The organism is Halomonas zincidurans B6 (genome assembly GCF_000731955.1).
Lineage (GTDB): Bacteria > Pseudomonadota > Gammaproteobacteria > Pseudomonadales > Halomonadaceae > Modicisalibacter > Modicisalibacter zincidurans.
Map to the genome: position 1 here is coordinate 2,130,052 of NZ_JNCK01000001.1, position 24,358 is coordinate 2,154,409.

General features: G+C 63.1%; 23 protein-coding genes and 2 pseudogenes. 7 read left to right on the forward strand and 18 right to left on the reverse strand.

Going from position 1 to position 24,358, the window contains the following annotated elements; genetic code table 11:
- The first annotated feature begins 11 nt into the window (after positions 1–11).
- From phnL to phnP, 4 genes are read left to right on the forward strand one after another with little or no spacing between them, the layout of a single operon-like run.
- Positions 12–734, forward strand: a complete 723-nt coding sequence (phnL, locus tag HALZIN_RS0110035; RefSeq protein WP_031384087.1) for a phosphonate C-P lyase system protein PhnL — start codon at positions 12–14, stop codon at positions 732–734.
- Positions 731–1,873 (forward strand): alpha-D-ribose 1-methylphosphonate 5-triphosphate diphosphatase, encoded by a 1,143-nt coding sequence (locus HALZIN_RS0110040; protein WP_031384088.1) that lies wholly within the window; start codon positions 731–733, stop codon positions 1,871–1,873. Before phnL ends, HALZIN_RS0110040 begins: the two co-directional genes overlap by 4 nt.
- A gap of 26 nt (positions 1,874–1,899) precedes the next feature.
- On the forward strand, positions 1,900–2,490 hold the full coding sequence (gene phnN / locus HALZIN_RS0110045; protein ID WP_236254978.1) for a ribose 1,5-bisphosphokinase: 591 nt from the start codon (positions 1,900–1,902) through the stop codon (positions 2,488–2,490).
- Positions 2,487–3,242, forward strand: coding sequence for a phosphonate metabolism protein PhnP (phnP, locus tag HALZIN_RS0110050; protein WP_031384090.1), 756 nt, complete (start codon positions 2,487–2,489; stop codon positions 3,240–3,242). The genes phnN and phnP overlap by 4 nt, the downstream gene beginning before the upstream one ends.
- 241 nt (positions 3,243–3,483) lie before the next feature.
- Here the strand turns inward: phnP and HALZIN_RS18370 are convergent, their stop codons facing one another.
- From HALZIN_RS18370 to HALZIN_RS0110085, 7 genes are all read right to left on the reverse strand, one after another.
- Entirely contained in the window at positions 3,484–3,816 is a 333-nt protein-coding gene (locus HALZIN_RS18370) for an RES family NAD+ phosphorylase (protein WP_236255016.1), read from the reverse strand.
- Positions 3,817–3,999: 183 nt separating this feature from the next.
- On the reverse strand, positions 4,000–4,419 hold the full coding sequence (locus HALZIN_RS0110060; protein ID WP_031384091.1) for a hypothetical protein: 420 nt from the start codon (positions 4,417–4,419) through the stop codon (positions 4,000–4,002).
- A gap of 240 nt (positions 4,420–4,659) precedes the next feature.
- On the reverse strand, positions 4,660–6,408 hold the full coding sequence (locus tag HALZIN_RS0110065) for a mechanosensitive ion channel family protein (protein ID WP_236254979.1): 1,749 nt from the start codon (positions 6,406–6,408) through the stop codon (positions 4,660–4,662).
- A 140-nt stretch (positions 6,409–6,548) separates the two neighbouring features.
- Positions 6,549–7,739: a DUF3322 domain-containing protein gene (locus tag HALZIN_RS0110070; RefSeq protein WP_031384093.1), complete on the reverse strand. Its 1,191-nt coding sequence runs from the start codon at positions 7,737–7,739 to the stop codon at positions 6,549–6,551.
- Complete coding sequence (locus HALZIN_RS0110075) at positions 7,736–11,155, reverse strand: ATP-binding protein (protein WP_236254980.1); 3,420 nt, start codon at positions 11,153–11,155, stop codon at positions 7,736–7,738. Before HALZIN_RS0110075 ends, HALZIN_RS0110070 begins: the two co-directional genes overlap by 4 nt.
- Entirely contained in the window at positions 11,145–11,735 is a 591-nt protein-coding gene (locus HALZIN_RS0110080; RefSeq protein ID WP_031384095.1) for a DUF4194 domain-containing protein, read from the reverse strand. Before HALZIN_RS0110080 ends, HALZIN_RS0110075 begins: the two co-directional genes overlap by 11 nt.
- A 4-nt stretch (positions 11,736–11,739) precedes the next feature.
- On the reverse strand, positions 11,740–13,176 hold the full coding sequence (locus HALZIN_RS0110085) for a DUF3375 domain-containing protein (protein ID WP_031384096.1): 1,437 nt from the start codon (positions 13,174–13,176) through the stop codon (positions 11,740–11,742).
- A gap of 214 nt (positions 13,177–13,390) precedes the next feature.
- Between HALZIN_RS0110085 and HALZIN_RS0110090 the strand changes: the two genes are divergently transcribed.
- Positions 13,391–14,917 carry a DUF2252 domain-containing protein gene (locus HALZIN_RS0110090; protein ID WP_031384097.1) on the forward strand — a complete coding sequence of 509 codons (1,527 nt, stop codon included), beginning with the start codon at positions 13,391–13,393 and terminating at the stop codon, positions 14,915–14,917.
- Between the two features lie 210 nt (positions 14,918–15,127).
- Here HALZIN_RS0110090 and HALZIN_RS0110095 read toward each other — a convergent pair whose 3' ends face one another.
- Positions 15,128–16,480 carry an O-antigen ligase family protein gene (locus HALZIN_RS0110095; protein WP_084173488.1) on the reverse strand — a complete coding sequence of 451 codons (1,353 nt, stop codon included), beginning with the start codon at positions 16,478–16,480 and terminating at the stop codon, positions 15,128–15,130.
- Positions 16,481–16,690: 210 nt separating this feature from the next.
- On the opposite strand from HALZIN_RS0110095, the gene HALZIN_RS17885 reads away from it, so the two are divergent.
- Positions 16,691–16,813: a RidA family protein gene (locus tag HALZIN_RS17885; protein ID WP_268871178.1), complete on the forward strand. Its 123-nt coding sequence runs from the start codon at positions 16,691–16,693 to the stop codon at positions 16,811–16,813.
- Positions 16,814–17,022: 209 nt separating this feature from the next.
- Here HALZIN_RS17885 and HALZIN_RS0110105 read toward each other — a convergent pair whose 3' ends face one another.
- The 10 genes and pseudogenes from HALZIN_RS0110105 to HALZIN_RS0110140 form a co-directional block, all read right to left on the reverse strand.
- Entirely contained in the window at positions 17,023–18,234 is a 1,212-nt protein-coding gene (locus HALZIN_RS0110105; RefSeq protein WP_031384099.1) for a GGDEF domain-containing protein, read from the reverse strand.
- The gene (locus HALZIN_RS18735; RefSeq protein ID WP_479691195.1) at positions 18,231–18,659 is read right to left on the reverse strand and encodes a transposase; all 429 of its coding nucleotides are present in this window, start codon (positions 18,657–18,659) and stop codon (positions 18,231–18,233) included. Before HALZIN_RS18735 ends, HALZIN_RS0110105 begins: the two co-directional genes overlap by 4 nt.
- Positions 18,645–18,896 (reverse strand): annotated as a pseudogene (locus HALZIN_RS18740) (transposase family protein); the annotation flags it as partial. The gene HALZIN_RS18735 and the pseudogene HALZIN_RS18740, both read right to left, overlap by 15 nt.
- A 237-nt stretch (positions 18,897–19,133) precedes the next feature.
- On the reverse strand, positions 19,134–19,307 hold the full coding sequence (locus HALZIN_RS18385) for a hypothetical protein (protein WP_236255027.1): 174 nt from the start codon (positions 19,305–19,307) through the stop codon (positions 19,134–19,136).
- Entirely contained in the window at positions 19,244–19,501 is a 258-nt protein-coding gene (locus HALZIN_RS18390; RefSeq protein ID WP_231664186.1) for an MmyB family transcriptional regulator, read from the reverse strand. Before HALZIN_RS18390 ends, HALZIN_RS18385 begins: the two co-directional genes overlap by 64 nt.
- Before the next feature lie 54 nt (positions 19,502–19,555).
- The gene (locus HALZIN_RS0110120) at positions 19,556–20,872 is read right to left on the reverse strand and encodes a type II toxin-antitoxin system HipA family toxin (protein ID WP_031384101.1); all 1,317 of its coding nucleotides are present in this window, start codon (positions 20,870–20,872) and stop codon (positions 19,556–19,558) included.
- Positions 20,862–21,194: a helix-turn-helix transcriptional regulator gene (locus tag HALZIN_RS0110125; protein WP_031384102.1), complete on the reverse strand. Its 333-nt coding sequence runs from the start codon at positions 21,192–21,194 to the stop codon at positions 20,862–20,864. The genes HALZIN_RS0110120 and HALZIN_RS0110125 overlap by 11 nt, the downstream gene beginning before the upstream one ends.
- 836 nt (positions 21,195–22,030) lie before the next feature.
- Positions 22,031–23,008 (reverse strand): annotated as a pseudogene (locus HALZIN_RS0110130) (IS1380 family transposase); the annotation flags it as partial.
- A 27-nt stretch (positions 23,009–23,035) separates the two neighbouring features.
- Positions 23,036–23,542, reverse strand: coding sequence for a virulence RhuM family protein (locus tag HALZIN_RS16845; protein ID WP_084173490.1), 507 nt, complete (start codon positions 23,540–23,542; stop codon positions 23,036–23,038).
- A 99-nt stretch (positions 23,543–23,641) separates the two neighbouring features.
- The gene (locus HALZIN_RS0110140) at positions 23,642–23,953 is read right to left on the reverse strand and encodes a hypothetical protein (protein WP_231664187.1); all 312 of its coding nucleotides are present in this window, start codon (positions 23,951–23,953) and stop codon (positions 23,642–23,644) included.
- 113 nt (positions 23,954–24,066) lie between these two features.
- Here HALZIN_RS0110140 and HALZIN_RS18395 point away from each other — a divergent pair, with 113 nt between their 5' ends.
- Entirely contained in the window at positions 24,067–24,240 is a 174-nt protein-coding gene (locus HALZIN_RS18395; protein ID WP_231664189.1) for a helix-turn-helix domain-containing protein, read from the forward strand.
- The last annotated feature ends 118 nt before the right edge of the window (positions 24,241–24,358 follow it).

The following is a 24,358-nucleotide window of genomic DNA, read 5'->3' on the forward strand; positions in this document are numbered from 1 at the left end:
GGAGCCCGATCATGAATCCCCTGCTCACTGTCGAGAACCTGCACAAGGACTTCGTGCTGCACGGCCAGGGCGGCACCGCCCTGGAAGTCATGAGTGATCTGTCGCTCGAACTGCATGCCGGCGAATGCCTGGTGCTGGCCGGGCGCAGCGGCATCGGCAAGAGCACGTTGCTCAAGATGCTCTACGGCAACTACCTGGCCCGGCACGGCCGTATCCGTGTGCATTTCAGCGATGGTCCGCTGGAGCTGACCGAACTACCCGCCCACGCCTGGCACCCGCTGCGCCGTGACGTGATCGGCTACGTCAGCCAGTTTCTGCGCGTGGTGCCACGGGTCTCGGCCTGCGAGGTGGTGATGGAGCCGCTGCTGGCGCGTGGCGCCGATGCGCAGGAGGCACGCCTCAAGGCCGAGACGCTGTTGGCCCGCCTCAACCTGCCGGAACGGCTGTGGCAGCTACCGCCCGGCACCTTCTCCGGTGGCGAGCAGCAGCGCGTCAACATCGCCCGTGGCTTCATCGGCGAGCATCCCCTGCTGTTGCTCGACGAGCCCACCGCCTCGCTCGATGCCGCCAACCGCGCCGAAGTGGTCGGATTGGTCCACGCAGCCAAGGCACGCGGCACCGCCATGCTCGGCATCTTTCACGACCAGGACGTGCGCAGCCAGGTGGCGGATCGCCTGTTGTTACTCGACGACCACCTGACGGCCAGAACCACGCCCCCGGGACAGCACTCATGAGCGAACAGATCCTTACCCATGCGCGACTGGTACTCGACGACGAAGTCGTCTCGGGCAGCCTGGTGATTCGCGACGGCATGATCGCCGACATCGATACCGCCCCCAGCCAGCGTCCGGCGGTGATCGACTGCGATGGCGACTACCTGCTGCCGGGACTGGTCGAGCTGCATACCGACAACATGGAAAAGTATTTCCAGCCCCGCCCCAAGGTCGCCTGGCCGAGCCGTCAGGCGGCACTCGCCCACGACGCGCAGATGGCGGCCAGCGGCATCACCACGGTGTTTGATGCCGTGTCGATCGGCGACGTCAACAAGGACAGCATGCGCCACCTGGCGCTGCATGAAATGTGCACCGCCATCGGCGACATCGTCGCCGATGGGCTGGCCCGGGTCGACCATCGCCTGCACCTGCGTTGCGAGGTCAGCCAGCCCGAGACATTGCAGCGCTTCCAGGCGCTGGCCGACCTGCCGCTGCTCGGCCTGGTGTCACTGATGGATCATGCCCCGGGCCAGCGCCAGTTCGCCTCGTTCGACGCCTACCGCACTTACTACCAGGGCAAATACGGCCTCGACGACGCCGAACTCGAAGCGTTCGTCGCGGAACAGCTCGCCAACAGCGGCCGTTACAGTGCCGAGCACCGCCAGACCATCGCCGCCGAATGTCACAAGCGAGGCCTGGCGCTGGCCAGTCACGACGACGCGACCCTGGAGCACGTCGCCGAGAGCCATGAGTACGGCACCCGTGTCGCCGAGTTTCCGACCACCCACGCAGCCGCCGAGGCCTCGCATCGCGCCGGCATGGCGGTGATGATGGGTGCGCCCAACGTGGTCCGCGGCGGGTCGCACTCCGGCAACATCGCGGCGGCGACGTTGGTCGAGCGCGGCGTGCTCGACATCCTGTCCTCCGATTATTATCCGGCAGCCCTGCTCGATGCCGTGTTCAGGGTCGCCGACATGCCAGGCGGCTACTCGCTACCCCGCGCCGTGGCCACCGCCTCGCGCCGTCCGGCCGAGGCCGTGGGGCTCACCGACCGGGGGCGTCTCGCCTCGGGGCTGCGTGCCGACCTGTTGCGCGTGCGCCTGATCGACGGCCACCCGATGCTGCAACGGGCATGGTCCTGCGGACGGCAGGTGCATTGATGAGTCGCACGGATCCAGGTTCTGAAGTGAGCACGGAATCAAGTGCCGAAACACGCACGGAACCGGGTGCGAAAAAAGCCCGACTCGTTTACCTGATGGGCGCCAGCGGGGTCGGCAAGGACACCTTGCTCGGCGAAGTGCGCCGGCACCGCCCCGAATGGCTGGTGGCCCATCGCTATATCACGCGCCCCAGCGGCACGAGCGAGAACTGCGTGAGTCTGTCGGCGGAAGAATTCGAACGACGGCGGCGCCTGGGCCTGTTCTGCCTCGACTGGCACGCGCATGGTCTCGACTATGGCCTGGGCATCGAGATCCCGGCCTGGCTGGAGCGCGACCAGGTGGTGATCGTCAACGGCAGTCGCCGCGCTCTGGCCACGGCACGCGAGTGCTTCGGCGAGCGGTTGCTGCCGGTGCTGGTGACCGCGCAACCCTCGGTGCTGCGGGAGCGCCTGATCCAGCGCGGCAGAGAGACACGGGACGAGATCCAGGCGCGCCTGTGCCGTCACCAGCAACTGGCAGCGACCCTCGACGACGTCGACCGCATCGACAACAGCCATGAACTGCGGCACACCGTTGCAGCGTTGCAGGCCTTGCTCGTGACGGAGTGCCCGGCATGAGGCTGCGCTTCGTGGGCACCGGGGACAGCGCACAGGTACCGCGATTCGGTTGTGATTGCCCGGCCTGCCAGCGGGCCCGTGTGTTGAGCGGCCACCGGCGCGGCCCGTGCTGCGCCGAAATCCGTGTCGACGGGGCGCGCATTGTGCTGGATGCCGGACGCATGGATCTTGCCGAGAGTTGCGAGCGTGAGCGTCCCGCAGCCGTTCTGTTGACGCACTATCATGCCGATCACGTGCAGGGGCTGTTCCACCTGCGCTGGGGCACGGGCGAACCGATTCCGATCTATGGCCCCAAGGATGCCCAGGGTTGTGCCGATCTGCACAAGAATCCGGGAATCCTGGCCTTCCGACCCCGACTGAAGCCTTTTCGGTCACTGTCGCTCAATGGCCTTGAAGTCACTCCCGTGCCCCTCAATCACAGCAAACCCACCCTGGGCTACTGCATCGCCGGGCTCGGTACGAAGCTGGCCTACCTGACCGATACGCTCGGCCTGCCCGGCGGTACCGAGCGCTTTCTGCGTCTGTGGCAACCGGATGCAGTGATTCTCGATGCCACCCACCCTGCCGGTCATCATGCGCCGCGCAATCACAACAGCCTCGACATGGCCCTGGCCATTATCGACCGCCTGGCGCCCGCCCGGGCCTGGCTGACCCACCTCAGCCACGAATTCGACGCCCAGGCCATGCATGAGCCACTGCGCTTACCGCCTAACGTGTCATTGGCGGAGGATGGCCTGGAAATCGAGTTTTGACTCTCCGGCTTCGAACGCGAGGAAACGACGTGACGACTCAGCCCGCTTCAAATGCGCCTTCGCCAGCCCCGGCGGTCGCCTCGACGGCCCGCCTGCATGCCAGTTGGGCGCCTGGACGGAAATCGGCGATCGCTTGTGCTCAACCATGTCGAGGTTGGCGATTACAGCTACACCGAGCGTGACGGCGACCTGATGTATGCGCGTATCGGCAAGTTCACCTCGATTGCCGCCAGCGTCAGAATCAACGCCAGGAAGTCTGGTCAACCCGCAGACGGCCGTCTGGATCGTAGACTTCCAGACTATCCTGGTTGCCCAGAGCGTCGGTGTAGATCGCGAGATTCGTACCGCCCGGGTTGGCAATCGATGGGAATAGAATTCCACTGGCGCCAGCTTCCAGAGCCAGGTCGCCGAGTAACCAGCTGGGAGGCTCGATGTGCTCGTTAAACCACAGTCTGCGCCAGTCACAGCCTATTTCCTGCCACGGCGCGTCCCAGTCGGCCGAGCACCCGTGGCTGAAATCCACTACGCTGGCCAACTGTACTGTGTAGCTAACAACAATTATCCCCGGAGACATAAGGGTTGAGAGCTGACGGTACTCCGCGAGCGCGGTCAACTCTTCAAGAGCAAGGGAAGGACGAAAACGCCGATACGGTTGAGACACCCGCCATGCTGGGCTGCGCCAGCACCGCTAGTCGGCGCGATCGACCAGCGTGCGACATCACTCGGTAGGCCGGCCGAGCTGTCAGTCCGGTGAGGATCATCCAGCCGCACCTGCCATTAGCGATTGGACGTAACGTAACAAATCCTCCGCACGCCCCTCACTAACCAACTGCTCTGGTGTCTTGAAGTCGAACGCGCCAACCGGCTCATTACGGAACCAGAACGCGGCATCCTGAAATCTGCCATTAATGTCAGCTGCGGCGCCCATGACTCGTACCGCATCCCGGAGGTAGGCCTGTAACTTCTCGGACCCTTGGGCGCGGTTCACGGTCACACGATGCACATGTGCCCGAGCCGCCAGCGTCTGTATATCCATACCCAAGGCGCGGCAGAACATCCTGGGGCTGATGATGGGGCTCTTGTCTTGCCGAGCCCGAGCTTTCAGGTCAGCGAGGAACTGATCGAAGGTATCGGGAGCATCATAATCGGCCGGCTCGCTGATAGCTTCAGCACTCATAGCGCATCTCCCTGCAAAAAATATCATTTTTACTACATATATGCATCGTAGCCCCTCGACCAGTCTGCGTCCAACACATCAAGCGTGTATAGAATCGACAAGCAGCCCTCACAATGCAGGCAGCCTGAATGGCCGTAACAATCTGGCGCCAGTGGGCACCAAGGCAAACAAACGGATATCACAGACATACGAATACCGGACGCGTCATATCGGACGATCGAGCGGCGGGAGACCATGAGCTCATCCATCGGCGCTGCCCGCATCTGTAGCGGGCCGGGGGCCTGGCCCGTCGCCGAGCGCGACGTCGCGTTCACTGATGACCGACACCTCTCTCGGCCACCACTCGGGGTGATTATCGCGGATGAAGGCCATCAGTTTTTCCCGGAGATTCATTTCCGCGATCCAGCCGGCGAAGGGGTCCGAGGTCATCAGGTAACAGACAACCCGCTGGGCCCTCTCGGTTTGCTCCGTCACGTAACAGCACAACTTGTGGTGCTCGATGACGTTATCCTCCTCCTGCGCGTATTCCAGAAACTTTTCTCGAATGCACTGGATATCGGCGCTCAGATGAAGGATCAGCTCCAGGCTACGGTACTCCTTGGTGTTCTTGACCGACAGGTTCTCGAAAGGCTTGGAAACGAAGTAGGTGACCGGCACGATCACCCGTCGTTCATTCCAGGATCGCAATCGGATGAAGGTGTAGAAAATGCCCTCCACATAGCACCACTGGCCTTCGAACATCACCAGATCGCCGATGCGTATGGGCTTCGCCAACGACAACTGAAACGAAGAAAGGATATTGCCCAGCACGGCTTGGCCGGCGATACCCACCAGTACCGTCAGGACACTGGCCGAGGCCAGCAGCGACAGTCCCAGCGACTCGAAGAGCTGGATCTGACTGAGCACGTAAACCGAAACGGCGGTCACCGTGATCAGGATGATGAGCCGGCGCATCGCGTAGAGTGTCGTCAGTAATTTACGCTCGTCCCTGGGTTTGGTGTCGTCGATCTGCCCCATGAGACGCCGCATCATTCTCAGCATGAGGGTATCGACGAGACGAAGCGCTACCGTGCCGGCCCCCCATGCCAGAATGGTGATCAACAGCACCCGAAAGAACGTCGCTACCACGGCCGAAAAGGACACCACATAGTCGAGCAGCATCTGGCTGACCAGCGACATGACGATGAGCGCCGTGGGCACCTTGATTCGGCCGGCGAAGATGCTGGGTGCGCCGGAAGGCAACCAGAGCGCCATCAACCTGACCAGGTGGAAAGTGCTCCACCCCACCAGGCCAACCACCAGCAGGAAGACCGGAATGGCCATCCATTCCCAGATCTTGAGCACTCCGAACGAGGCCTGGAAACGCTCCGGGATATATTTCTCCAACAAGGAAGGCCCGTAGTTCTCGTACAGCAGAGGAATCGACGAAACGCTATCCGGCATGATCAACCAGACCGGTTCCTCGTTGCCCACCCGATATCGGCCCAGGCGAATGTCATAGATTTCGCCATTGGCCGTGAGCGATGCCAGCTTGAGATTGCGGCGTGGCTCTCCCGCCTGGGGATTCTGACCCGACGAGTCCTCGATGGCAGCATCCTGGCGGCCGGGAAGATCGGACACATCGAGCCACTCGCCACGCTTGAGTACTTCGGCCAGCTTCCTGGCAAGCTCGTCTCCTCGCTCCCGCTGCTCTGCCGGGGCTAATTCGGAGAGGTTGAGGATATGCGCCGCCGCCTCGAATCTACGATTTTTCGTCAGCTCCAGGAAGCTGCGGATCGACTCTCGCGGCGTCATTCGGTTGACCGCCTCGGGAGAGTGGCCCAGCCCTTCGTTCAGCGAATCGACGGAGAACCAGCGCGTCTCTTCGCTTTCGGCGCCCGGGGTTTGCGCCACGCACAGGCTGGAGAAAGTGAGCGTTACCGTGGTCACCAGCCACAATATCCATGAGCCATTCTTCTTCATACGTCCCTTACCGATTCCGTGGGTCATCCATGCCTCCACTGGGTACCGGATCGACCCGACCCGGCCGGAGCCGCAGCTGGCGCCAAGCGACCCGGAGCAGTGGCCGGTCAAGTACAGCGCAGCGGGTTTTACTCGTCCAGTTCTGGTGGTCAGCGGCTGGGTGGCTGCTAGGTGAGGCGATTCAGCGCCTCCAGCAACCAGCCCTGGGCGATATGCTCCTGCTCCAGCCGAAGAGCCGGCGCCAGCCGGTTCTCGCGGAGCGTCTCAAACACGTCACTTTCTGCTTCGGTCAGATTGGCGAGCGCCCCATTGAAGCGCTTGGCGTCGTCTTCCCGTCCCCAGACCGGCCGGTGAGCCTCGAACGTGGCGCGGTCCATCAGCAGCGAGCGCGCATGCGGAAAGGCGTGGCGGAACCGATTGAGAATGGCGAAGCCATGGGTGTCGATATCGCCCCAGTAATAGAGTCGTTTAGCGGCCAGCCAGGGAAGGTGACGCAGCGCCTCCACACGATAGCCCAGGCCGAAGATCACCAGCGCGTTGGGGAAAGGCGGAAACGCCAGACCGTTGATCTCGTTCTCGGTGATGAAGACGGTATCAGCCCCCGGGTCGAATCGGGCGAGTTGCTCCACCGGCACCGTCAGGTCGGTGAGCCCCTGAATCGCCAGGCGCTCATCCAGCAACCGGAAACGAATCGGCACCGGCTTGTCGCGCAGCCCATAGCGGCGGTTGAAGCCGCGCACCCCGGTGGCGCCGGCATCGATCGCCCCGGCCGGCAGCACGGGGTCGAGCAACTCACCGAGCAGGCCGCGATGGGTTTCGATGAACTTGGTGTGGATGCCGGGAATATCCAGCTCGCGCAGGTAAACAGCGGGCCTCGGGTGCGCCTGGAACCAGGCCAGCACGGCGAGTAGATCGTCCCACACCGGCTCGTGTTCCAGGGCCCGCAGCGGGCGTCGACACAACCCGCTTCGCAAGGCGGGAAACATCGCCAGGCTACGCTCGGCGAGTCGGGAAAAGCGCGCGGCGTCATCACGCCGGCCGAGCCAGCGCAGGGCATCGTCTTCGGTGTCCACGGTGATCGCATCGGGCAGGTCGTTGGCGCCCTGCACCCGATGGCGGCGCTGGCGCCAGTGCACCGTATAGCCGAAGCCCTTCTTATCCTTGGAACTCTCGCGCAGGACGCGCACCCAGTCGGCCACCTCGGCGAAACGTTCGGTGATATCCCCGGCAGCGGGTTTGCGCAGCCTCAAGGTCAGGGGGAATAGCGGCTCGCCGTTCAGACGCGCGCGCAGAATATCGCCCCGCAGCCAGACTTTCTCCATCTGCTGGCGCAGATCGGCCGGCGAGGTCCAGCTCATGGCTGCACGCGAATCCGCTCGCGGGCGGTCTTTTCCGTGCGGTATTCCTCGATGCCGAGATTGCGCACCAGGGACTCGCGGCCCTCGCGGTTGTGCACGAAACCGACGCTGTGCACATAGGGCTCGATGATATGAATCTTCTGCAGCGGGGTGACAATCAGCAACTGCAGGTTAAGCCGCTTGAACAGTTCCAGCCCGTAACGGGCGGACTCGTCGGAACCGCGGCCGAAGGCCTCGTCGATGACCACGAAGCGGAATGAGCGGGAGCGCTGCTCGCCCCATTCCAGGCCGAACTGGTAAGCGAGACTGGCGGCCAGCACGGTATAGGCCAGCTTCTCTTTCTGGCCGCCGGATTTGCCGCCGGAATCGGAATAATGCTCGTATTCCCGGTTGTCCTCGCGCCAGCGTTCCGAGGCGGAAAACACGAACCAGTTGCGCACGTCGGTGACTTTCTGGGTCCAGCGCTTGTCCAGTTCGCCGGTGCCGTCGCGGCCCCGGAAGCGTTCGATGATGTGTTTCACCTGCAGAAATTTCCGCTCGGTGTACTGCTCTTCCTCGTTGCCGCTGAGCGCACCCTCGGTACAGGCGCGCAGCTCCTGCTGGAAGTCACGTACTTCGTTGTCGCTGGTGGGCTCCGCCAGCAGCGTGATGTAGCGGCCCGGATTATAGTCGATGCCCTTCAAGGAGCGGTTGATGATGTCGATGCGCTCGCGGATTGCCTGGCGCTCCTTGTGCAGTTGCCCCTGGAACGCCGCCACCTCGCGGATGGTGTTCTCGTTGAGCAGTTCCTTGAAACGGCGCTCGAAGCGCGGCAGGTCGTCGCGCTGCAATTCCTCCAGCATGGCGCGGTAATCGCCGCCGGCGGCCAAGCTGGCGTCGACCTCGCGGCTTTCCAGCGGCCATTCATGCTGGTGGCGCTGCATGGCACTGACGATTCGCTCGCTCAGTGTTTTCAGCTGCCTGTCGTGCTGGTCGATACGTTTTTGCAGCCAGTCGCGCAGCTCGCTTTGCTGATTGTCGCAGGACTCCACCGTCAGGGTGCGCCCGGCCAGCGCCGCGTCGTGGTAGCCCGACAACGTCTCGAAGCAGGCGCGCCCCGCCTCGTCGGCTTCGGCCAACTGCGCGGCGCTCTCCTCGCGCTGGGCGCTAGCGGTCTCGGTCTTGTTCTGGTTCGCGCCTTCGTCTTTACCCAGGGCTGACAGGGCGTCTTCGGTTTCGCCCAGGCTTTTTTCCAGTTCCTCGAGCTGGCTTTCCAGTTCCCGCAGCAGGTCGTTGGCGGCTTCCAGAGCCTGGCGCTCGTTCTCCAACTGTTCCAGTTGCCGAGCCAGTGGCTTCCAGTCCAGCTCTTCGAAATCGGCGAACATGGCCAACTGATCCAGCTTGCGCAGGGCGTCGTCCAGGGTCTTGCGCTCGGTCTCCCAGACTTGCACACGCCCGGCCAGTTCCCGGCCACGCCGGGCCAGGGATTCCGCCTCCGCTTCCAGGGCGCGAATCTTGGCCTGGTTGTCCCAGCCCAGCACGTAGCGGCTGGCGTCATCGAGGCGATGACGGTCGTCCTTTTCATGGCGGCCACCGGGCGCCTTGATCTGCCCGGCACGGGTCACCGCGCGCTGCTCACGGCGGAAGCGGGTCAGATCCTCGCAGCAGACGTAATCGAAACGCCGCACCAATTCCCGCTCCAGCCACGGATAAAAGGCGCTGTCCGGCTGGATGCGCAGCTTGTCGGTCAGCGAATCCGGCGCCGCCGCCGGCACTTCGCCGCGCGGTTCGCGAACCCGGAAGTACACCAGCCGGCCGCGCAGATGGGTGCGTTCGACCCAGTCGGAGACCCGCTCGTACAAGGCGTCAGGAACCAGCAGCGAAAGGCCGAAATTGTGCAGCAGGCGCTCGATGGCGCCTGCCCAGTCGCGCTCCTCGGCGGGCACCTGCAACAGCTCACCGGCAAACGGCACCTCGTCGTCGTCGAGTTGCAGCGCTTCGCACAGTGCCTCGCGGATCGCCAGCACCCGGCCGGGAATGTTGGAGCGGCGCCGCCGCAGGGAGTCGAGCTCCGTTTCCAGCTCGCCGTGCTGACGATTCAGCCCGTGCAGGTCGGCGCCGGCCTCGTTGATGTGGTTCTGCAGCTGCGCGCGCTGCTCCTGCAATTCATCTTGCCGCTGCTCCCGCTGACGACGGTTGTCGATGAAAAGGTCCAGGGTGTCGGCGTCGGGCAGCGACAACGCCTGGGCCAGTTCGCGGTATTGCTCCGCCTTGTCCTGGCGCTGTCGCTTTTGCCGCTGGCAGGATTGCATTTCCGCCTTCAGCCGTTGCAGCCGATCGCCGCCGTTGTCGGCGATGGATTGGCGCAGATCGTCGCGGCGCGCCTGTTGGTCCCGGCGGCGGGTTTCCAGGGCGTTGCGCCGCTGCGCCAGCCGCTGCGCCTCGGCGGCCAGGTTGTCCAGGCGCTTGTCCAGCAGCTCCATTTTCAAGCTGGCGAACCAGGGCCGCAGCGCCTCGCGGCTTTGTCGCAGCTCCGCCACCTGCCGCTCGCGCTCGTCGTGGCGGTCCAGATCGATGACCAGCGGCGCGAGCATGTCGATGCGCCGGCGCGCCTTGAGCACCGCCTCGTGGGCGCGGTTGAGATCGTCGAAGTGACGGATCAGCGCTTCGATGCGTTCGCCCACCGGGAACGGCTCGAGCATGTGATCGCGCACGAAGCGAGTGATGTTGTCCACCGACTTCATGGAGACGGTCTGATTGAACAGCTCCATGGCCTGTTCGTTGTCGATGCCGAAACGGCGGCGAAAGGCAGCACCATAACCGGGGAAGGCATCGAACACCTCGACGCCGGTTTGTTTTTTCAGGCGCTTTTTCAGATCGGCGATGTCGTTGCCGAAATCGGCGAAGTCCCCGGCCAGGGTCAGCGCCCGGTCGGCCACCACGTAGAAGCGCTCCGGCTGGCCGGCGCTGTCCTTGATCCAGAACACCTGGGCCAGCGTCACGTCCTGGTCGTAACCGGCATTATGAAAGTGCCCGAGAATCACCGAGTAGCTGTTGTGATCGCGCAGCGCCACCGCCTTGGCGGAAAGCCCGCTCTCGCCCCGCTCGGATTTGTAATAGCCCAGCACGTAGGAACGCAGCGAGCGCTCCTTGCTCTCGGCGCCGGCGGCCTTGTTGTAGGTGATGCGCTGCGCCGGCACCAGCAGGGTGGTGACCGCGTCCACCAACGTGGACTTGCCGGAGCCGATGTCGCCGGTCAGCAGGCTGTTGTTGCCCTGCGGGTCGAGCGCCCAGACCTGGCGGTCGAAAGTGCCCCAGTTGAGCACCTCCAGGCGCTGCAACCGAAAGCCGGCCTGTTCGTTGGAGGCGGCGAAATCCAGCCCCAGACTCTCACCCAGCCCCCGACTCTCACCCAGCCCCAGACGCTCACTGTTCACCGGCTTGCTCCCGATAGTCCTGTAGACGCTGTTCGAACTCGCCCAGCCACTGCGCGTCCACGAAGGATTGCAGAATGCGGCGCACTTCATAACGGTCGCTCTGGCCGCGCAGCCGGCGCAGGAACCCCAGTTCGATCACCTTGTTGATGTCGCCCTGCACGCGGTCCACCAGTTTCGCTTCATTGGCGGTGTCCGGCAGGAACAGCCGCACCAGTTCCACGATCTGCTCCTGGGTCAGAATCAGACGCGCCTCGCCGCCGCTGGCATCGTGCTCGGCGAGTTTCTTGCGTAACAGCGCCAGCAACAGACTGACCGGATAGGAAAGCTGCCGGCGCGGTACCAGCCGCGGCGGGGCCTGCTCGTCCTCGCCGCGCTCCACCTGACGCAAATAGGCATAGCCTTCCGCTTCGTCCAGCACCAGCTCCAGCCCCAGCACCGCCACATAATCGCGCACCCGGCTTTGCAGCGTCAGCAGGGCCTGCCACAGCACCTCCTGCTGATCGCGGTAGAGCACGCCCTTGAGCAGATGGATCAACAAAGGCGACAGGTCAGATGAAGTATCGATATCGGTTTCACTCATGCAATCACCGGCTGAACAGCACATCGGGAACGGTGGCGCGGCGCATCATGCCATGATCGTCGCGCCAGCTCACCTGGCACTCGCCGGCCTCGTCGATCAGCGCCTTCGGATCGTCGGCGGCCAGCGCCAGCCAGGCCACCAGCTCCGCCAGGCCGCGCTCCAGGGGGCTGTGTTCCAGCAGCGCCACCAGGGTGATCTGATCACGGGTCTGCAGTACCCGCTGCAACCGCGAGCGCAACGCCGCACGGTCCACGTAAAACTGCTCGAACAGGGCCCCGGCGTCCAGATCGGCATCGCCGGTGGCCAGCGCGCTCTGCGCGATGCGCGGTTTAAGCGGTGGCCGGTACAATGGCCGCTCCAGGGGCAGCACCACCGCCGGCGCCAGTTCGTCCAGCGTCATGCCCGGCGCCTGGGCCGGCGCCTCGCGCACCGCCAGGGCGTGCTGTTCGACGTCATGCAGCAACTGCATGATACGGCGGTTCTCCAGCCAGGCCTGATCGTCCAGGTAACGGCGCAACTGCTCGGACAACCGCGCCACGGTACGCAGCGTCGCCTCGCCGGCCTCCAGCCAATCGTAGTGCACCCGCTGCAGGCGCGGATCCGGCTCCAGCTCGCGCACCGGGTCCAGCGTCAGCACCTTCTCCAGCAACGCGGACAACTCCTCCTGCCGGCTCGGCGACATCAGAAAGTCCCAGAACGCGCGAAAGGTGCGACCCTGGTCCGTGTCGGTGATGGCGTCGTGCTCGCCGAACACCTCCGCCAGCATATCGCCCTTGCCGCCGTCCCAGGCCGCCACCTTTTCGCGCACCTGGCGATCCAGATCGCGGAAGTTCTGCTCCACCTGGCGGAAGTCCGCCAGCAGCGCCCGGGCGGTGTCCGACATCTGCAAGAAACGCTCGCGCAGCCGGGTATCGTCCATCATCCGCAAGCGGCCCGCATCGATCTCCTCGATCTCGCGCTCGATGGCCTGCTTGCGCCGGGTCAGTTCCTCGATGCGCGCCCGGGGATCGGTCTCGGTGCCCTCGGTGATCTCGCGCAACAGCTCGAACACCGTCAGCAACCGCGATTCCGCGCCGATAAAGCGCTGGCCCTGCAACGACACCAGCCACTGCACGGCCTTTTCCGTGGCCGGTGCCAGATCATAATGGGGCTCGTCGCTGTCGCGCGGGTAATACTTGCGCAACCAGCCCCGCTCATCCGCCGCCCAGTCGTTCAGATACTGACGTGCCGGCTTGGGAAAGGCGCCCTCGCCCAACCGCTCGCGCAAATGAAACAGAAAATCCTCCAGCCGGGACGCCAGCTCCGCCTCCGCAAAGGTACGCTGATTCGGCTCGATGAAATAACGATACAGGAACGCGGCCACCAGCGGCCCATGGTCGGCAGCCAGCAGCCGCCAGCCGGGATGCTGGCGGCGCAGCGTGGTGAGGGAATCGTAGTCCATGCTCGATCTATAGATGCCAGACGCTAATATTGCATCTGAGTGTCGCGAAACCGCCCGGCCCGCATCAAGCGTTAATTTTGCCCGGGCGCGAGTGAGCGGATCATGACGCTCGACGTGTTGTAACGCCCCCGGCAATACATGCGTCGTCCAGCCAAGTCGTGCATGCTGGTGGGCATGAAGCTAACGACATCACGGCAACAGGCGAGGAATATCCATGAGCCGGGAATCGGAACCGACACGCAAGGCACTCTACGAGCAAGCGCAACAGCAGGAGATCACGGGACGTTCGTCGATGAGCAAGGCGGAACTGGCGGCGGCGCTCGAGCGGCAGCCGTTCGAGGAGTCCGCCGCTCCGCTGGTGGCGACACGTTTCGATACCTTCAAACGCCTGGCCGAAGCGGTGGCGGCCGGCGAGTTCGTGCTGCGCCCGCGCGCACTGACCGGCTACGTGCGTCGTCGGCACGTGCGCCAGACCCTGCGCGAGGATCATCGGATGCGCATCGCCGACGGCTCCGAGGAAGCCAGCGCCAAGTTCGATCAGCTCTCCGACTCGCTATTCTCGTTCTTTCGCGGCACGGCGCTACTGTTCTACCGCGACATGGCCGGCGACGACGCCTGGATGCCGACCGTGCTCGCGCTCGGCGACGTCCATCCCGGCAACTTCGGCGTCATGCCCAACATGGACAACGTGCCGATCTTCTCGGTCAACGATTTCGACGAGGCCTACTACGCGCCCTTCACCTGGGATATCAAGCGTGGCGCGGTCGGTTTCATGATCGCCTCGGCAACCGAGGGCAATCTCAAGTGCAAGCAGCGCCTCAAGGTCGTGCGGCATTTCGTGAAAGGCTATATCGAGGCCATGCAGCGGCTGGCCCGGGAAGGCGCCGAGCAGGATGAAGAGATGCGTCACGACAACGCCCCGAAGCTCATCCGCAAGCTGTTCGAGGACGCCGACGAAGACCGCGCCGAGTGGCTCGCCGACGACTACCTCGACGAGACGCGAAGCCACTTCCGCCCCACCAGGAAGCTGGTGCCGATCTCGTCGCGCCGTGACGAATTCCAGGCGATCACCGACCGGTTGATCGAAGAAAACGAGATCGACGTGCCGGCACGCGCCAGGAGCCTGCGCAGGAAAGGCGCGAACGAGAATGGCATGCGCGTGAAGGACGTGGCGATACGTCTCGGTCAGGGCACCGCCTCGCTGGGGCTCAACCGCTATTACGTGCTGATCGAAGGTCCACAGCACGACGGCACGGACGATCTGATCATCGAGTACAAGCAGGCCCGGCACTCTGCCCTCTCAGGTCTGGTACCGCCCTCTGCCTACGCAATGGACACCCTCGCCGAACGCATCAGCCATGCCCAGGCGGTGCACCTGATAGGCGGCGATGTCTTCTACGGCCATGTCACGTTCGAGGGCCACAGCTACCTGTCACGCGAGCGCGCGCCCTTCCGCGACGCTATCGATCTGGACGATCTATCCAAAAGCGAATGGAAGGAATACGCCCGCATCTGCGGACAGGTGCTCGCCCGCGTGCACGCCCGCTCCGACGACTCCGGAAGGGTCGACTACGACATCGAACCGGCGATCATGAACGCCATCGGCCCGCCGACGCTGTTCGCCGAAGACATGGTGGCGTTCGCCGTCGAGACCGCCGACCGCCTGCGCCGGGACCACGAGATGTTCCGCGAGGACCACGCCCGAGGCGCGTTCGAGCACCTGGATTGGGTGCATCGGTGATCCACACGGACGCGGTATCGGCGGCGAGCATGTTCATGACCAGCCGGATCATCGTCTCCTTGTTGGCAGGATCGGACTCCACCATCAGCAGCCTCAGCGCCGCTTCGAAACGGTCATGGAAGAAAACGACCCCGCGCTGCTTGCCGCTGCGCGGGGCGATGTTGCTCGCGCTCGCAACATGCGCCACTGACACCCGACATACCGTTGGGCCTACTGGCCAGGCCGCTCCTCCCGACTCGGCGACGGGGGCGCGCTCAACCATCGCCAATAGTGCGTCACCAGCCCGCCGACGATCAGATTGTTGACTATTACCCCGGTACTGAAGGACAGATACGACTCGAACTGATTGACGATCACCCAGTAAACGAAGAAACTGCAGGCGAACAGCGCCATGTCGTTGGGCATCGCCCCACCCCGCCAAGCCAGCCAGGTTGCGCGACCAACCCAGATCACCAGCGCGCCCATCACTGCCAGGCCAAGCAGCCCGTAGGCAACCCAGGTCTCGATAAAGAAATTATGCAGGTGGCCGTAGTTCTTCTTGACGAATTCCGGTAACCAGGGCGTTTCGTCGATGACCAGGCTCCGACCCTGGCCACCCCAGCCGACCAGCGGCCGTTCGCCAATCCACTCCGCGGCGGCCACCCAAGTATTAATGCGTATGCCGATGCTGCTGTAAGGCACATTCTCCAGGTTGCCTTCCAGCACCTCGCCGATCACCTGGCTTTCAGCCGTCAACCGCTCACTCAACGTGTCCTGAAATGCCGCAAGCAGCGCCGTCAGAGCGACCAGCCCTGCGCCTGCCGCAATCAGCAGCGTGCGACGCAAGCGCGCAAGCCCGACGTGACGCACCTGCCAGACGAGCCACATGGCCCCCATCAAGGGCAAGGCCAGCGCCAGCGCCAGCCACACGGCCCGCGTCTGGCCGATGACGACACCCACGGCACACAGCAACAGCACCGCCAGCCAACTCACCAAGCGCCATGTCGCAACACGCGGCCAGCCGATCCAGCGCGGCGCAAACGCAACCACACCGACCAGGACCACACCGAACAGCATGGAAGCATGCTGATTATTGCGAATGCCAAAGCCCACTCGCTGACCTTGCAGCCCCCGCCACCACTCCTGCCAACCGCCACCATAGATGTACGTGGCGATCAGATAGCCCACCACGGCCAGCCCCCACACAAGCAGCGTGTTGTGCGTACTCCCGCCCAGCCACCAGGCGACGGCGATAAAGATGAACAGCTTGGCCAGCCGATCGACTTCGGGAATGGCCGAGATCCATTGCGGATGGTTGAAATAGCCCAGCGTCCATGACAACACCTGCACCGCAATGGCCGCCAGCAACAGCCAGAGCGCGGCACTGTTGCGCAATCCACGACCGCAGGCCAACAGCGCGATCAGCCCGGCTACCGCCATCAGGGTTTCAATGGGGTCGCCCACCTCGGGCCAGAGGATCTTGAAGAACGCCATCAGGCATAGCGCCAGGCCGCCAGACCGGGCAAGCCAACGGGGCGAATGCCAAGGGGCCGGGCGCCAGGATGGAACAAGTCTCTTGATCATGCGGAACTCTTGTCAGTCAAAGAAGGTGCGTGCGGCCATGCCCCACAGGGTTCAGAGTCTAACAGCTGCTGAGGGTCCAACCAGCTTGACAGTGAGGGACGGCACGCTCCACGTAGCTTGGCGCTGCATAGACCCCCCAGCTGCAGGTCGCCGATGCGCCGTGCCATCAGCGATTGATCGGTAAGCTCGCCACCGCGGGCATGGAAGGTGATGCCCGAGTTTTGGGGGAACGCCCCGCACCCGACGCTGACCGCCGTCGGCGTCACCTGGCTCTATGGCTTCGATTTTGAAATCAAGGTAATAGCGAATCTTCCGGAATCGGCCACCGAGTGAGCTCGGCCATTACCGGGTCACGTTCGAGCGTTTCCCGGTTCACCCGATCGACCAGTTCGAGCAGCGTCTCGTACTTCGACGTGCCGGACGTGCCGGCCACGCTGGTTAACTCAGGCGCTCCCTGACAAGTCGGCCATCGGGCGCCAGGATAGGCTATCGAGTCCAGCTGCAGCCGGCTACCGGGCTTCGAATGTCACGCTCGGGGTTGCTCATCCCTCTTCCATTCCTTGGCGACATATCACCACCCGGTTCCTGCCGTCGCGCTTGCCGACGTAAAGCGACTCATCCGCCCGCGAGATCAGGGCCTGCAGGTCGACGTCCTCATCGTGTGCAATAGCGATACCGATGGTGACGCTCAGGCGCATCTCGCTCATTTCTTCCATAAGCGGCAGCTCGGCGACCTTCGTCTTCAAGCGCTCCGCCACGATGAGAGCGTCGTCAGGGCCGGTGTCGGGCAGGGCAACCACGAACTCTTCGCCACCAAAACGGCCTATCACATCCGTGGGGCGCAGAGCGTGCGTACAAACTTCCGAGACCCTGGCCAGCACCCAGTCTCCGTGACTGTGGCCCCAGGTATCGTTGATGCTCTTGAAATGATCCACGTCGATCATGAAAAGGCTGAACGGTACCTTTTCCGATCGCGAATTCTGCAGCAGCGCCTTGGCTCGCTTCATGAAATGGCTCCGACTATTCAGCCCCGTCAGGGCATCCCGCTCGGCGACCATGCGCAACTGCTCTTCCAGCGATTTTCGATGCGCTATTTCCTTGAGCAGTTGGCGGTTTTTATCGCGCGCTTCGTGAAGCAGCGCAAATTGCTTGCGCTGCAGGCTCTCCAGACGCAGCAAGGCACAGAAGCCCACTACATTGGTCATGACCAGCAACAGCGCCAAGCGCAGCGTATCCACCGGCGCAAGCTCGGCAAACAGTACCGCAGAGATCAGAAAGCCGATGCTCAGATAGAGGCTGGCGAACGTTACCACCGTCAGCAGGTTGGGGATCAGGAGATAGAACGCCATGGTAGCGACCACCACCGCCGTTATCTGCGTGGAGAGGCTCTCGGGGCGCAGGGGAACAATCAGGATGATGCCCGTCGCAAGTATCCAGAGCGGCATGGCGTGTAGCCATATTCTTGAATAGCTGCCCCTGCGTGCGATAATCAATGCCAGGAAAAGGCAGAGACCAACCACCACGCTGCGCATGGCAATCAACAGGTAATATTCTCTGGAAAGGCCCAGCAGATAGTAGTCGGTAATGGCGAACATGCCAAAGATCAAGGTCGCCACGATCAACGAAAGCGAGGACTCGAGTCGCACCCTCGTCTTGATGGACCTGCGATACATTGACTCCCTGCCATCGTCACGAAACTGCCCCGTCAGCCAATGTACGTCATATTGCTTTTTTAGGGCTCTTCGTCGTTTCATGTGGATTTGGCCTGATCCAGCAGGCTCCCCACCGGGCTGCCAATCAGATAGATCATGGTGATGAAGTAACCCTCGTTGCGGTACCCGCGAGCCCGTGATCGGGCGCCTTGAAACAAGCTGTTCATCCCTTCCAGTCGTGCATTGGTCAGCGCCGATAGCCAGCGCCGAATGACCCGGTCGGCATGCCGTTCCAGGATGTTCAACGCCTTCCTGACCGGCGCCAACAGGGCCTTGTCCGCGATCGCCTCCCGGGCGAAATTAAGGAAGCGGGTGATCCGCCAGCGGGCCCCGCGAGGGGTGGGCGCCTGCTGAATCCAGCGCAGCTTCTCCTTGATGCTCCAGAGCAGGGTGAAGTCGCTCCCGGGACGCGCCCAGGGCACCTCGACACGTTTGATGCCATGGTCGGGACACTTGGCGCGGGGCACCCGAGCATGCAGGTAACAGTGATGCTGAAAGAAGTTCAGATGGCGCCAGGTCCTGGTGGTGAAGTCATGCGCAGGACAGGCCTTGCCGCACTCGGGGCAGGGGTAAAGATTACCTCGCTCGGCTTCGACATGGAGGTCCAGACGGTGAGGTGACACGGCAGTATCCAGGTGCTGATCCTTGAGAGTCCAAGGTGCTTCAAGGCCCAGGCCAAGGGTCAGAATCTGCGTGCCGTTCATGTTCTACCTCCTGTCCATATGGAGGTCATATCCTGGCCCCGTTCAAGGGACGAATTCCACACCCAACGACGAAGAGCCGTATTTTCTATCGGCCGCTAGCCCAGGGGCTTACCTCTACTTAGCCTCGCTCGGTAACGTTTTGCAATGAGACTTACCGGCAAGTTTGGGGAAGCCGGCAATTCTGGGCGACGCTCATCAGCCCGCTCGGTCGCGCAAACCGTAGCGGCGGCTACTCGGCTATCCCTCGCTTTCGCCAGCCACCCAGCGGGCGAAGGCGTCGGCTTGGGGGGGGGCCGTCTCCTGCACGGCGTAGACCACCAGGCGCAGATGCCGACCTTCGTCGACGATCAGGCGGGTGTGCTCACAGCCGACCTTGCCCAGGCCATCGAGATCGAGCGCACGCTCTGGCAAGGGGCATCCACCTCGTGGCGGCGCCACCACTGGCAAAATTCGGGCGAGTGCGCTGAAAGTTCCTTCATCAGGATGCCGATGGCGGGATCGCCATCCGCCCGCGCGTAGTCGCGCCGGAAACTGGAGAGAAAGCGTGGCACCAGGGTCGGCCAGTCGGCGATCACCGGGCGCAGCTCGGGGTCGGTGAACAGCATCCAGAGCAGATTGCGATACTCGGCGGGCCGGCGGGCTTGGCCCTCGCCGCCTTGTTAGCCGAGTAACTGCGCGCGTGTGGCCGCAAAGCCATCCCGTATCGTGCTATGCGCGGCGCCGAGGCCCTCGACACAGTAGCTGTTCAAAAACTGTCGGCCGGCAAAAAGCCTGCGGTCGGTCTCGGTCAGCTTGGCTTGCTCGCAGACCCCGTCCCATGCACCGGCGATCGTGAGGAGTTGGTTCTCGATGATGGCCTGGGCCTGTTGGTCATTGAGCAGGAAATCCGGGGCGGCCGCGAGGCAGCTGTGCAGCGTACTCATACGGTTTTCGCCCTTGATCAGCATCGCCTGCGTCGCCTCGTTGCCCGTTCGCCCCTGCGGGCAGATGTCATAGGCCGGGGTCAACGAGAGCATCCTGCCGTCCCAGAACGCGGCATGGTTGCGGGCATGATCGTCCGTGTTGCCGCACAGGATATTGAAGACGATCCGAGCGTAGAGCTCTCGCAGCGTTTGCTTGGGGTCGGTGAAGCGGTGACGGATGACTTCGGCAAGATCCTCGTAAGACGCATAGCGCGCCATCATTTCGTCAAGGCCGAGCATCGTCAGCGCCGACACCATCGCTTTGCGCTGCCAGCCAGCCCCTGATTTGATGCGATCGAAGCGGTCGATGAGCAGCACATCCTTGCCGGCCGCCGCAGTCAACGAGACCGGGGCGACATCGAGCTCACATGCAGCCGCCAGCTTCATGGCGATGAATTCCGCCTTCACGACGCTGTAAATATCCGTGCTCGACGAGAACTTGGCGATCATTTTGCGATCGCCATGGTCGATCAGGGCCTTCGGGCGGGCGCCGCCAATCGAGGTGCCGTGGTTCAACGCCTGGTCGAGGGCGGGCGTCAGCGGGGCGCCCTTCTCGATCCGTTCAGCCGCTTCCAGCAACTCTTCATAAGACGCCTCGGCCTTGAGGCGAGGCACGTATTCCGTGGCGGAATGCTGGAAGTCGAGGGCGCCGATCCGGTCCGACCCCGATTCGAGCCAATAGGTGAGTTCGGAGATGTCGTCAGCTGCGGCGCCAGCGGCCTTGCCCCCCATCAGACGATTGATGATCACCCGGCGCCCCCAGGCATCGGGCGAGGCGTCACGCAGGCAACTGGCCATCGACAGGCCAGCGGTCGGTTCGATCAGGCCGCGGCGCAACGGCAGTTCGGGGTCATAGATCGGGATCGCGCCATCGCGCGCCAGGTAGCTGGCACCATAGTTGAAGCTGTAGCCATCGCCATGCTGCGTGACGCGACCGGCCACCACGGGTTGCGTCTCTCCCGGCAACCAGATCCAGACATAGGCCTCTCGTGGCTGCGTCAGCCTAGAAGTCATCATCGACCTCCTGCCTGCCCGGGCGAACCCGCTTCGGCAGCAGCGTCAGTTTTTCCTCGAGATGGGCGTTATGCATCGCACCCGCCCGGTCGTCGACATCGAACAGCCGCACGCCAACGAGTGTGGCGACCTCGAAGACGATGCCGATCTCGGTGCCGGCTTCGCCATTTTCGATGTTACGGAGGGTCTTACGCGAGATGCCTGCGCGCTCGGACAGTTCCGCAGCGGTGAGTTCCCGCTCCAAGCGGCCAGCCTTGATCAGCTTGCCGAGGATCGAGAGTGCCTGCCTGGTGACGCGGGAGTAGCTGCGCGGCCGCTTCATTGCCATCTCGTCAAATTGGGCATTTTAATACTCATTATATAGCTTGTGAGCATTCAAGTGCTCACTATGAAACGGCCTGCATGAGATAGCAAGAATATGGGCATTTTATTACCCAAAAGGTCGTTATATGAAACTTTAAATGCTCATTCTCCAAGCAGTTGGTGATCATTACCTGAATCAATCGTGCTGTAGAGCGCCCTCGGCGCCTCGCTCGGCGGGCTCGCCTAGCGCTACAGATGCCTGTCGACGCGCTCTCCATAGCCGCCGGGCTCGTGGCGCTATCGGACATGGGCGTGCAGGCATGGCTGCTGAGGACGCAGGCTCGTGCGCGCGGTGTGGTCTGCCCCGGTTCGTGAACTCGCATCATGCGTCGGACCGTAATGAATAATGTATCAATACGTTGCGCCAGGTGCTCCTGCGTTAATCGACGCATGCGACGCGCTATTGATAGAACATGACCGAGATTACTCAAGGCAAGCGCCACGAGGGGCGGCATCGCAACCTGGCTGCCAGAGCGTTTGGAACCTGAGGACACCATATCCAAGCTATCCAAATATGAACGGTAGTTGCTCCATAGGAGACAAATTTGAACACTACAATGAGCCCGCCTCATTCATCAGGGTGCCGAAAGAGGGTGCTGAACCGAGAGGCTGCCAGTATCGGCCCGCTTCGATGTCATCAGGCTATTGAGTAGCCGGTTGACTTATTCCCCATTCGGCTTATGGGCGGTCGCTTCATAACTATTGAGAAAAGATATCTGACGCCGGCCCAGCCGTACCCGCCGACCTCCATTGTGGCCACCTTGCCTGATATGTGGATCGTGATGACGCCGAATATCAAATCAAGGCCGTCAGCCGAGGCAGTCCCTTCAGCAAGGTGGGCCACCATTTGTCGGCCGCATCGCCGAGATGCACCGTGATCCGCCGGGCGTGCAGCGATAGCGTGGCGGCGACCTTGAGCACCTGCTCGCGCATCCGGCTCAGGCTCCATCCCTGATGCGTGCGGCTCTCCAGCAAGCGCCGCAGCCCATGCAGGACCTGGTAGGCATAGAGGTTCAGCAGCAGATTTACCTCGTTGCGGGCCATCACGTCCTGGACGGTGGAGGCACCCCGATCCGTCGATGAGAGGTGTACGTCGAGCGCCGACTTCACCTCGCCCATGTGGGCCTCGGCGCTGCCGCGTTTGCGGTAGAGCGCCAGGACCTTCTCCGGCGGCCAGTCGAACGTGCCGAGGTTGGTGACCAGGAAGAAGGCATGCAGCAACAGGTCATCGGGGCGTTCCTGCACCACCAGCACCACACGCCGCGGCGTCGGCCAGGAACCGGCTTGGTACTCCAGGTCGTGGCACCATTCCCGAGGCTGCTCGGGCGGCCGGCCTCGTGGCCGCTTCAGGTGCGGCGCCGCCAACTTCTGCAGGCCCGAGTGGCTGCGCAGCCGGCCCAGGTACTCGATGTCGCGCTCTTCGAGGGCCTGCAGCGTGTCGTTGTCGGTGAAACCGGCGTCGATGCGCACTCGAACCTGGGCCCCGGTGCTCTCGTTGAGTCGCCGCACCAGATGCGGGATCCAGGTATCGGCGTTCTCGGCCGGACCGGCGTTGCCCTCGCGTAGCAGGCCGCCGACCCTGTCGCCGGTCTCGGCCAGCGAGGCGACCAGTGGCGAATAGATTCGTGCGCCGTAAAGCCCATGAAACGCCGAGCCACCCTGGTGGCCGTGAACCTCGATCGGCAGGCCGTCGATGTCCAGCGTCAGGTGCGTGGGCCGTTCGCCATTCTTCAACGCGGTCAGACGCCAGACCACCAGACGCAGCAGCCCTTCGTCATAGCGCTGCAACAGCAGAAACGTCTACGCATAACGCGCGACGATATCCACCAGCCCGCGGCCGCCCGGCAGATCCAGCGCCGGGCTGTGTGCCGCCTTGCGCACCAGTGCCATCGCGGCCTCCAGCTCCCGCGCGTTGGCTTCGAAGCGCTGCTGGTGCAGCGTCCAGCCCTGAGTCAGATGATCCCGGAGGACGCGAGTTGCCCATTGGCGAAAGCGGACCGCGCGTCGGGAGTTGACGCGGTAACCGACGGAAATGATGGCATCGAGGTTGTAATGCAGCCTCGCACGCTTGACCTTTCTGCCTCCTTCGATCTGAACTTGTAAGAATTCCTTACAAGTTCCCTCTTCCACCAACTCTTCCTCTGCGTAGATATTTTTCAAGTGGATCATGATGTTCTGCGGCTTGACGTCGAACACCTCGGCCATCTGCCGTTGCGTCAGCCATACGGTCTCGCGACCCTCGTCCAGACGCACATCGACCGCCTTGTCGGCATCCTCGTAGATCAGGATTTGCAGTTGTTCGCTCATGTCGATCTTGTTCGAGTGAGTTCACCGTCAAGTGACCATAGCACGCCTTCTCCGTCGAATCCGGCAGGATCGGTTACGGCATCGAACCAACAGTCATGCTCAGTGCATGACGACCATCACCGCCAGCACCACCGTCAGCAGTAACAGGTACACCCCGGCATGTATGCGATCGGGAAAGCGCTCGATCCATCGCGACGCCAGGCGGATGCCGAGCCATGAACCGGCCGCCAGCGCCAGCAAGGCGCCCAGGGCGGTATCGCTGGCCGACAGCAACACATAGGTCGCTGTGCCACTCGCCGCCATCGGCAACGACAACGGATTGGCCATCGCCTGCCGCTGTTTGCCCCGCTGCCCCGGGATCCCCGACTGGCCAGCCTGTGCAAGGATTTCCTCGGCCGGCCGCATATCCATAGCCTGCCCGAGGACTGGGCCCGGCAGCTGCATCGCAGCCAACGCACCTTCAATCGGCTGTTCCGTCAGCAGACCGGTCTGTCGTTCGCGGTGTGGCGCCAGCAGGCTGCCTGATGGCAGCCCTCCCCAGGCTGCTGGCCGGTAGCTCCGTTACCCGAACCGCGCTGGAACTCGGCTACGAGAGTCCGGGCGCCTTCTCCAGCATGTTTCGCAAGGTGCTCGGTCAATCCCCGACCGCCTTCGTGAGGGCTGCTACCCGCCAAGCGATAGAAATTGCTCAACCGTAGCTGGTGCAAGGCCTGGTCCTGGGGTCAGGTATCCCGTGGTAAAGGGTTCCCCCGCTCGCGTGTCCGCGCTTGACTTCCTTCCCGATCGGCCCATTATACCATCCATATGGATGGTATA

Coding starts and splice junctions, on each gene's coding strand:
- HALZIN_RS0110090 (WP_031384097.1), top strand. CDS start 13,391: ATGAGCCGGGAATCGGAACCGACACGCAAGGCACTCTACGAGCAAGCG.
- HALZIN_RS0110085 (WP_031384096.1), bottom strand. CDS start 13,176: ATGGACTACGATTCCCTCACCACGCTGCGCCGCCAGCATCCCGGCTGG.
- HALZIN_RS0110040 (WP_031384088.1), top strand. CDS start 731: ATGAGCGAACAGATCCTTACCCATGCGCGACTGGTACTCGACGACGAA.
- HALZIN_RS0110080 (WP_031384095.1), bottom strand. CDS start 11,735: ATGAGTGAAACCGATATCGATACTTCATCTGACCTGTCGCCTTTGTTG.
- HALZIN_RS0110125 (WP_031384102.1), bottom strand. CDS start 21,194: ATGAAGCGGCCGCGCAGCTACTCCCGCGTCACCAGGCAGGCACTCTCG.
- HALZIN_RS16845 (WP_084173490.1), bottom strand. CDS start 23,542: ATGAGCGAACAACTGCAAATCCTGATCTACGAGGATGCCGACAAGGCG.
- HALZIN_RS0110060 (WP_031384091.1), bottom strand. CDS start 4,419: ATGAGTGCTGAAGCTATCAGCGAGCCGGCCGATTATGATGCTCCCGAT.
- HALZIN_RS0110065 (WP_236254979.1), bottom strand. CDS start 6,408: ATGACCCACGGAATCGGTAAGGGACGTATGAAGAAGAATGGCTCATGG.
- HALZIN_RS0110120 (WP_031384101.1), bottom strand. CDS start 20,872: ATGACTTCTAGGCTGACGCAGCCACGAGAGGCCTATGTCTGGATCTGG.
- HALZIN_RS17885 (WP_268871178.1), top strand. CDS start 16,691: ATGCCCGAGTTTTGGGGGAACGCCCCGCACCCGACGCTGACCGCCGTC.
- HALZIN_RS0110095 (WP_084173488.1), bottom strand. CDS start 16,480: ATGATCAAGAGACTTGTTCCATCCTGGCGCCCGGCCCCTTGGCATTCG.
- HALZIN_RS18395 (WP_231664189.1), top strand. CDS start 24,067: ATGGCAGCCCTCCCCAGGCTGCTGGCCGGTAGCTCCGTTACCCGAACC.
- HALZIN_RS18390 (WP_231664186.1), bottom strand. CDS start 19,501: ATGCTGTTCACCGACCCCGAGCTGCGCCCGGTGATCGCCGACTGGCCG.
- HALZIN_RS18370 (WP_236255016.1), bottom strand. CDS start 3,816: ATGTCTCCGGGGATAATTGTTGTTAGCTACACAGTACAGTTGGCCAGC.
- phnP (WP_031384090.1), top strand. CDS start 2,487: ATGAGGCTGCGCTTCGTGGGCACCGGGGACAGCGCACAGGTACCGCGA.
- phnL (WP_031384087.1), top strand. CDS start 12: ATGAATCCCCTGCTCACTGTCGAGAACCTGCACAAGGACTTCGTGCTG.
- HALZIN_RS0110140 (WP_231664187.1), bottom strand. CDS start 23,953: ATGGATATGCGGCCGGCCGAGGAAATCCTTGCACAGGCTGGCCAGTCG.
- HALZIN_RS0110070 (WP_031384093.1), bottom strand. CDS start 7,739: ATGAGCTGGACCTCGCCGGCCGATCTGCGCCAGCAGATGGAGAAAGTC.
- HALZIN_RS0110105 (WP_031384099.1), bottom strand. CDS start 18,234: ATGAAACGACGAAGAGCCCTAAAAAAGCAATATGACGTACATTGGCTG.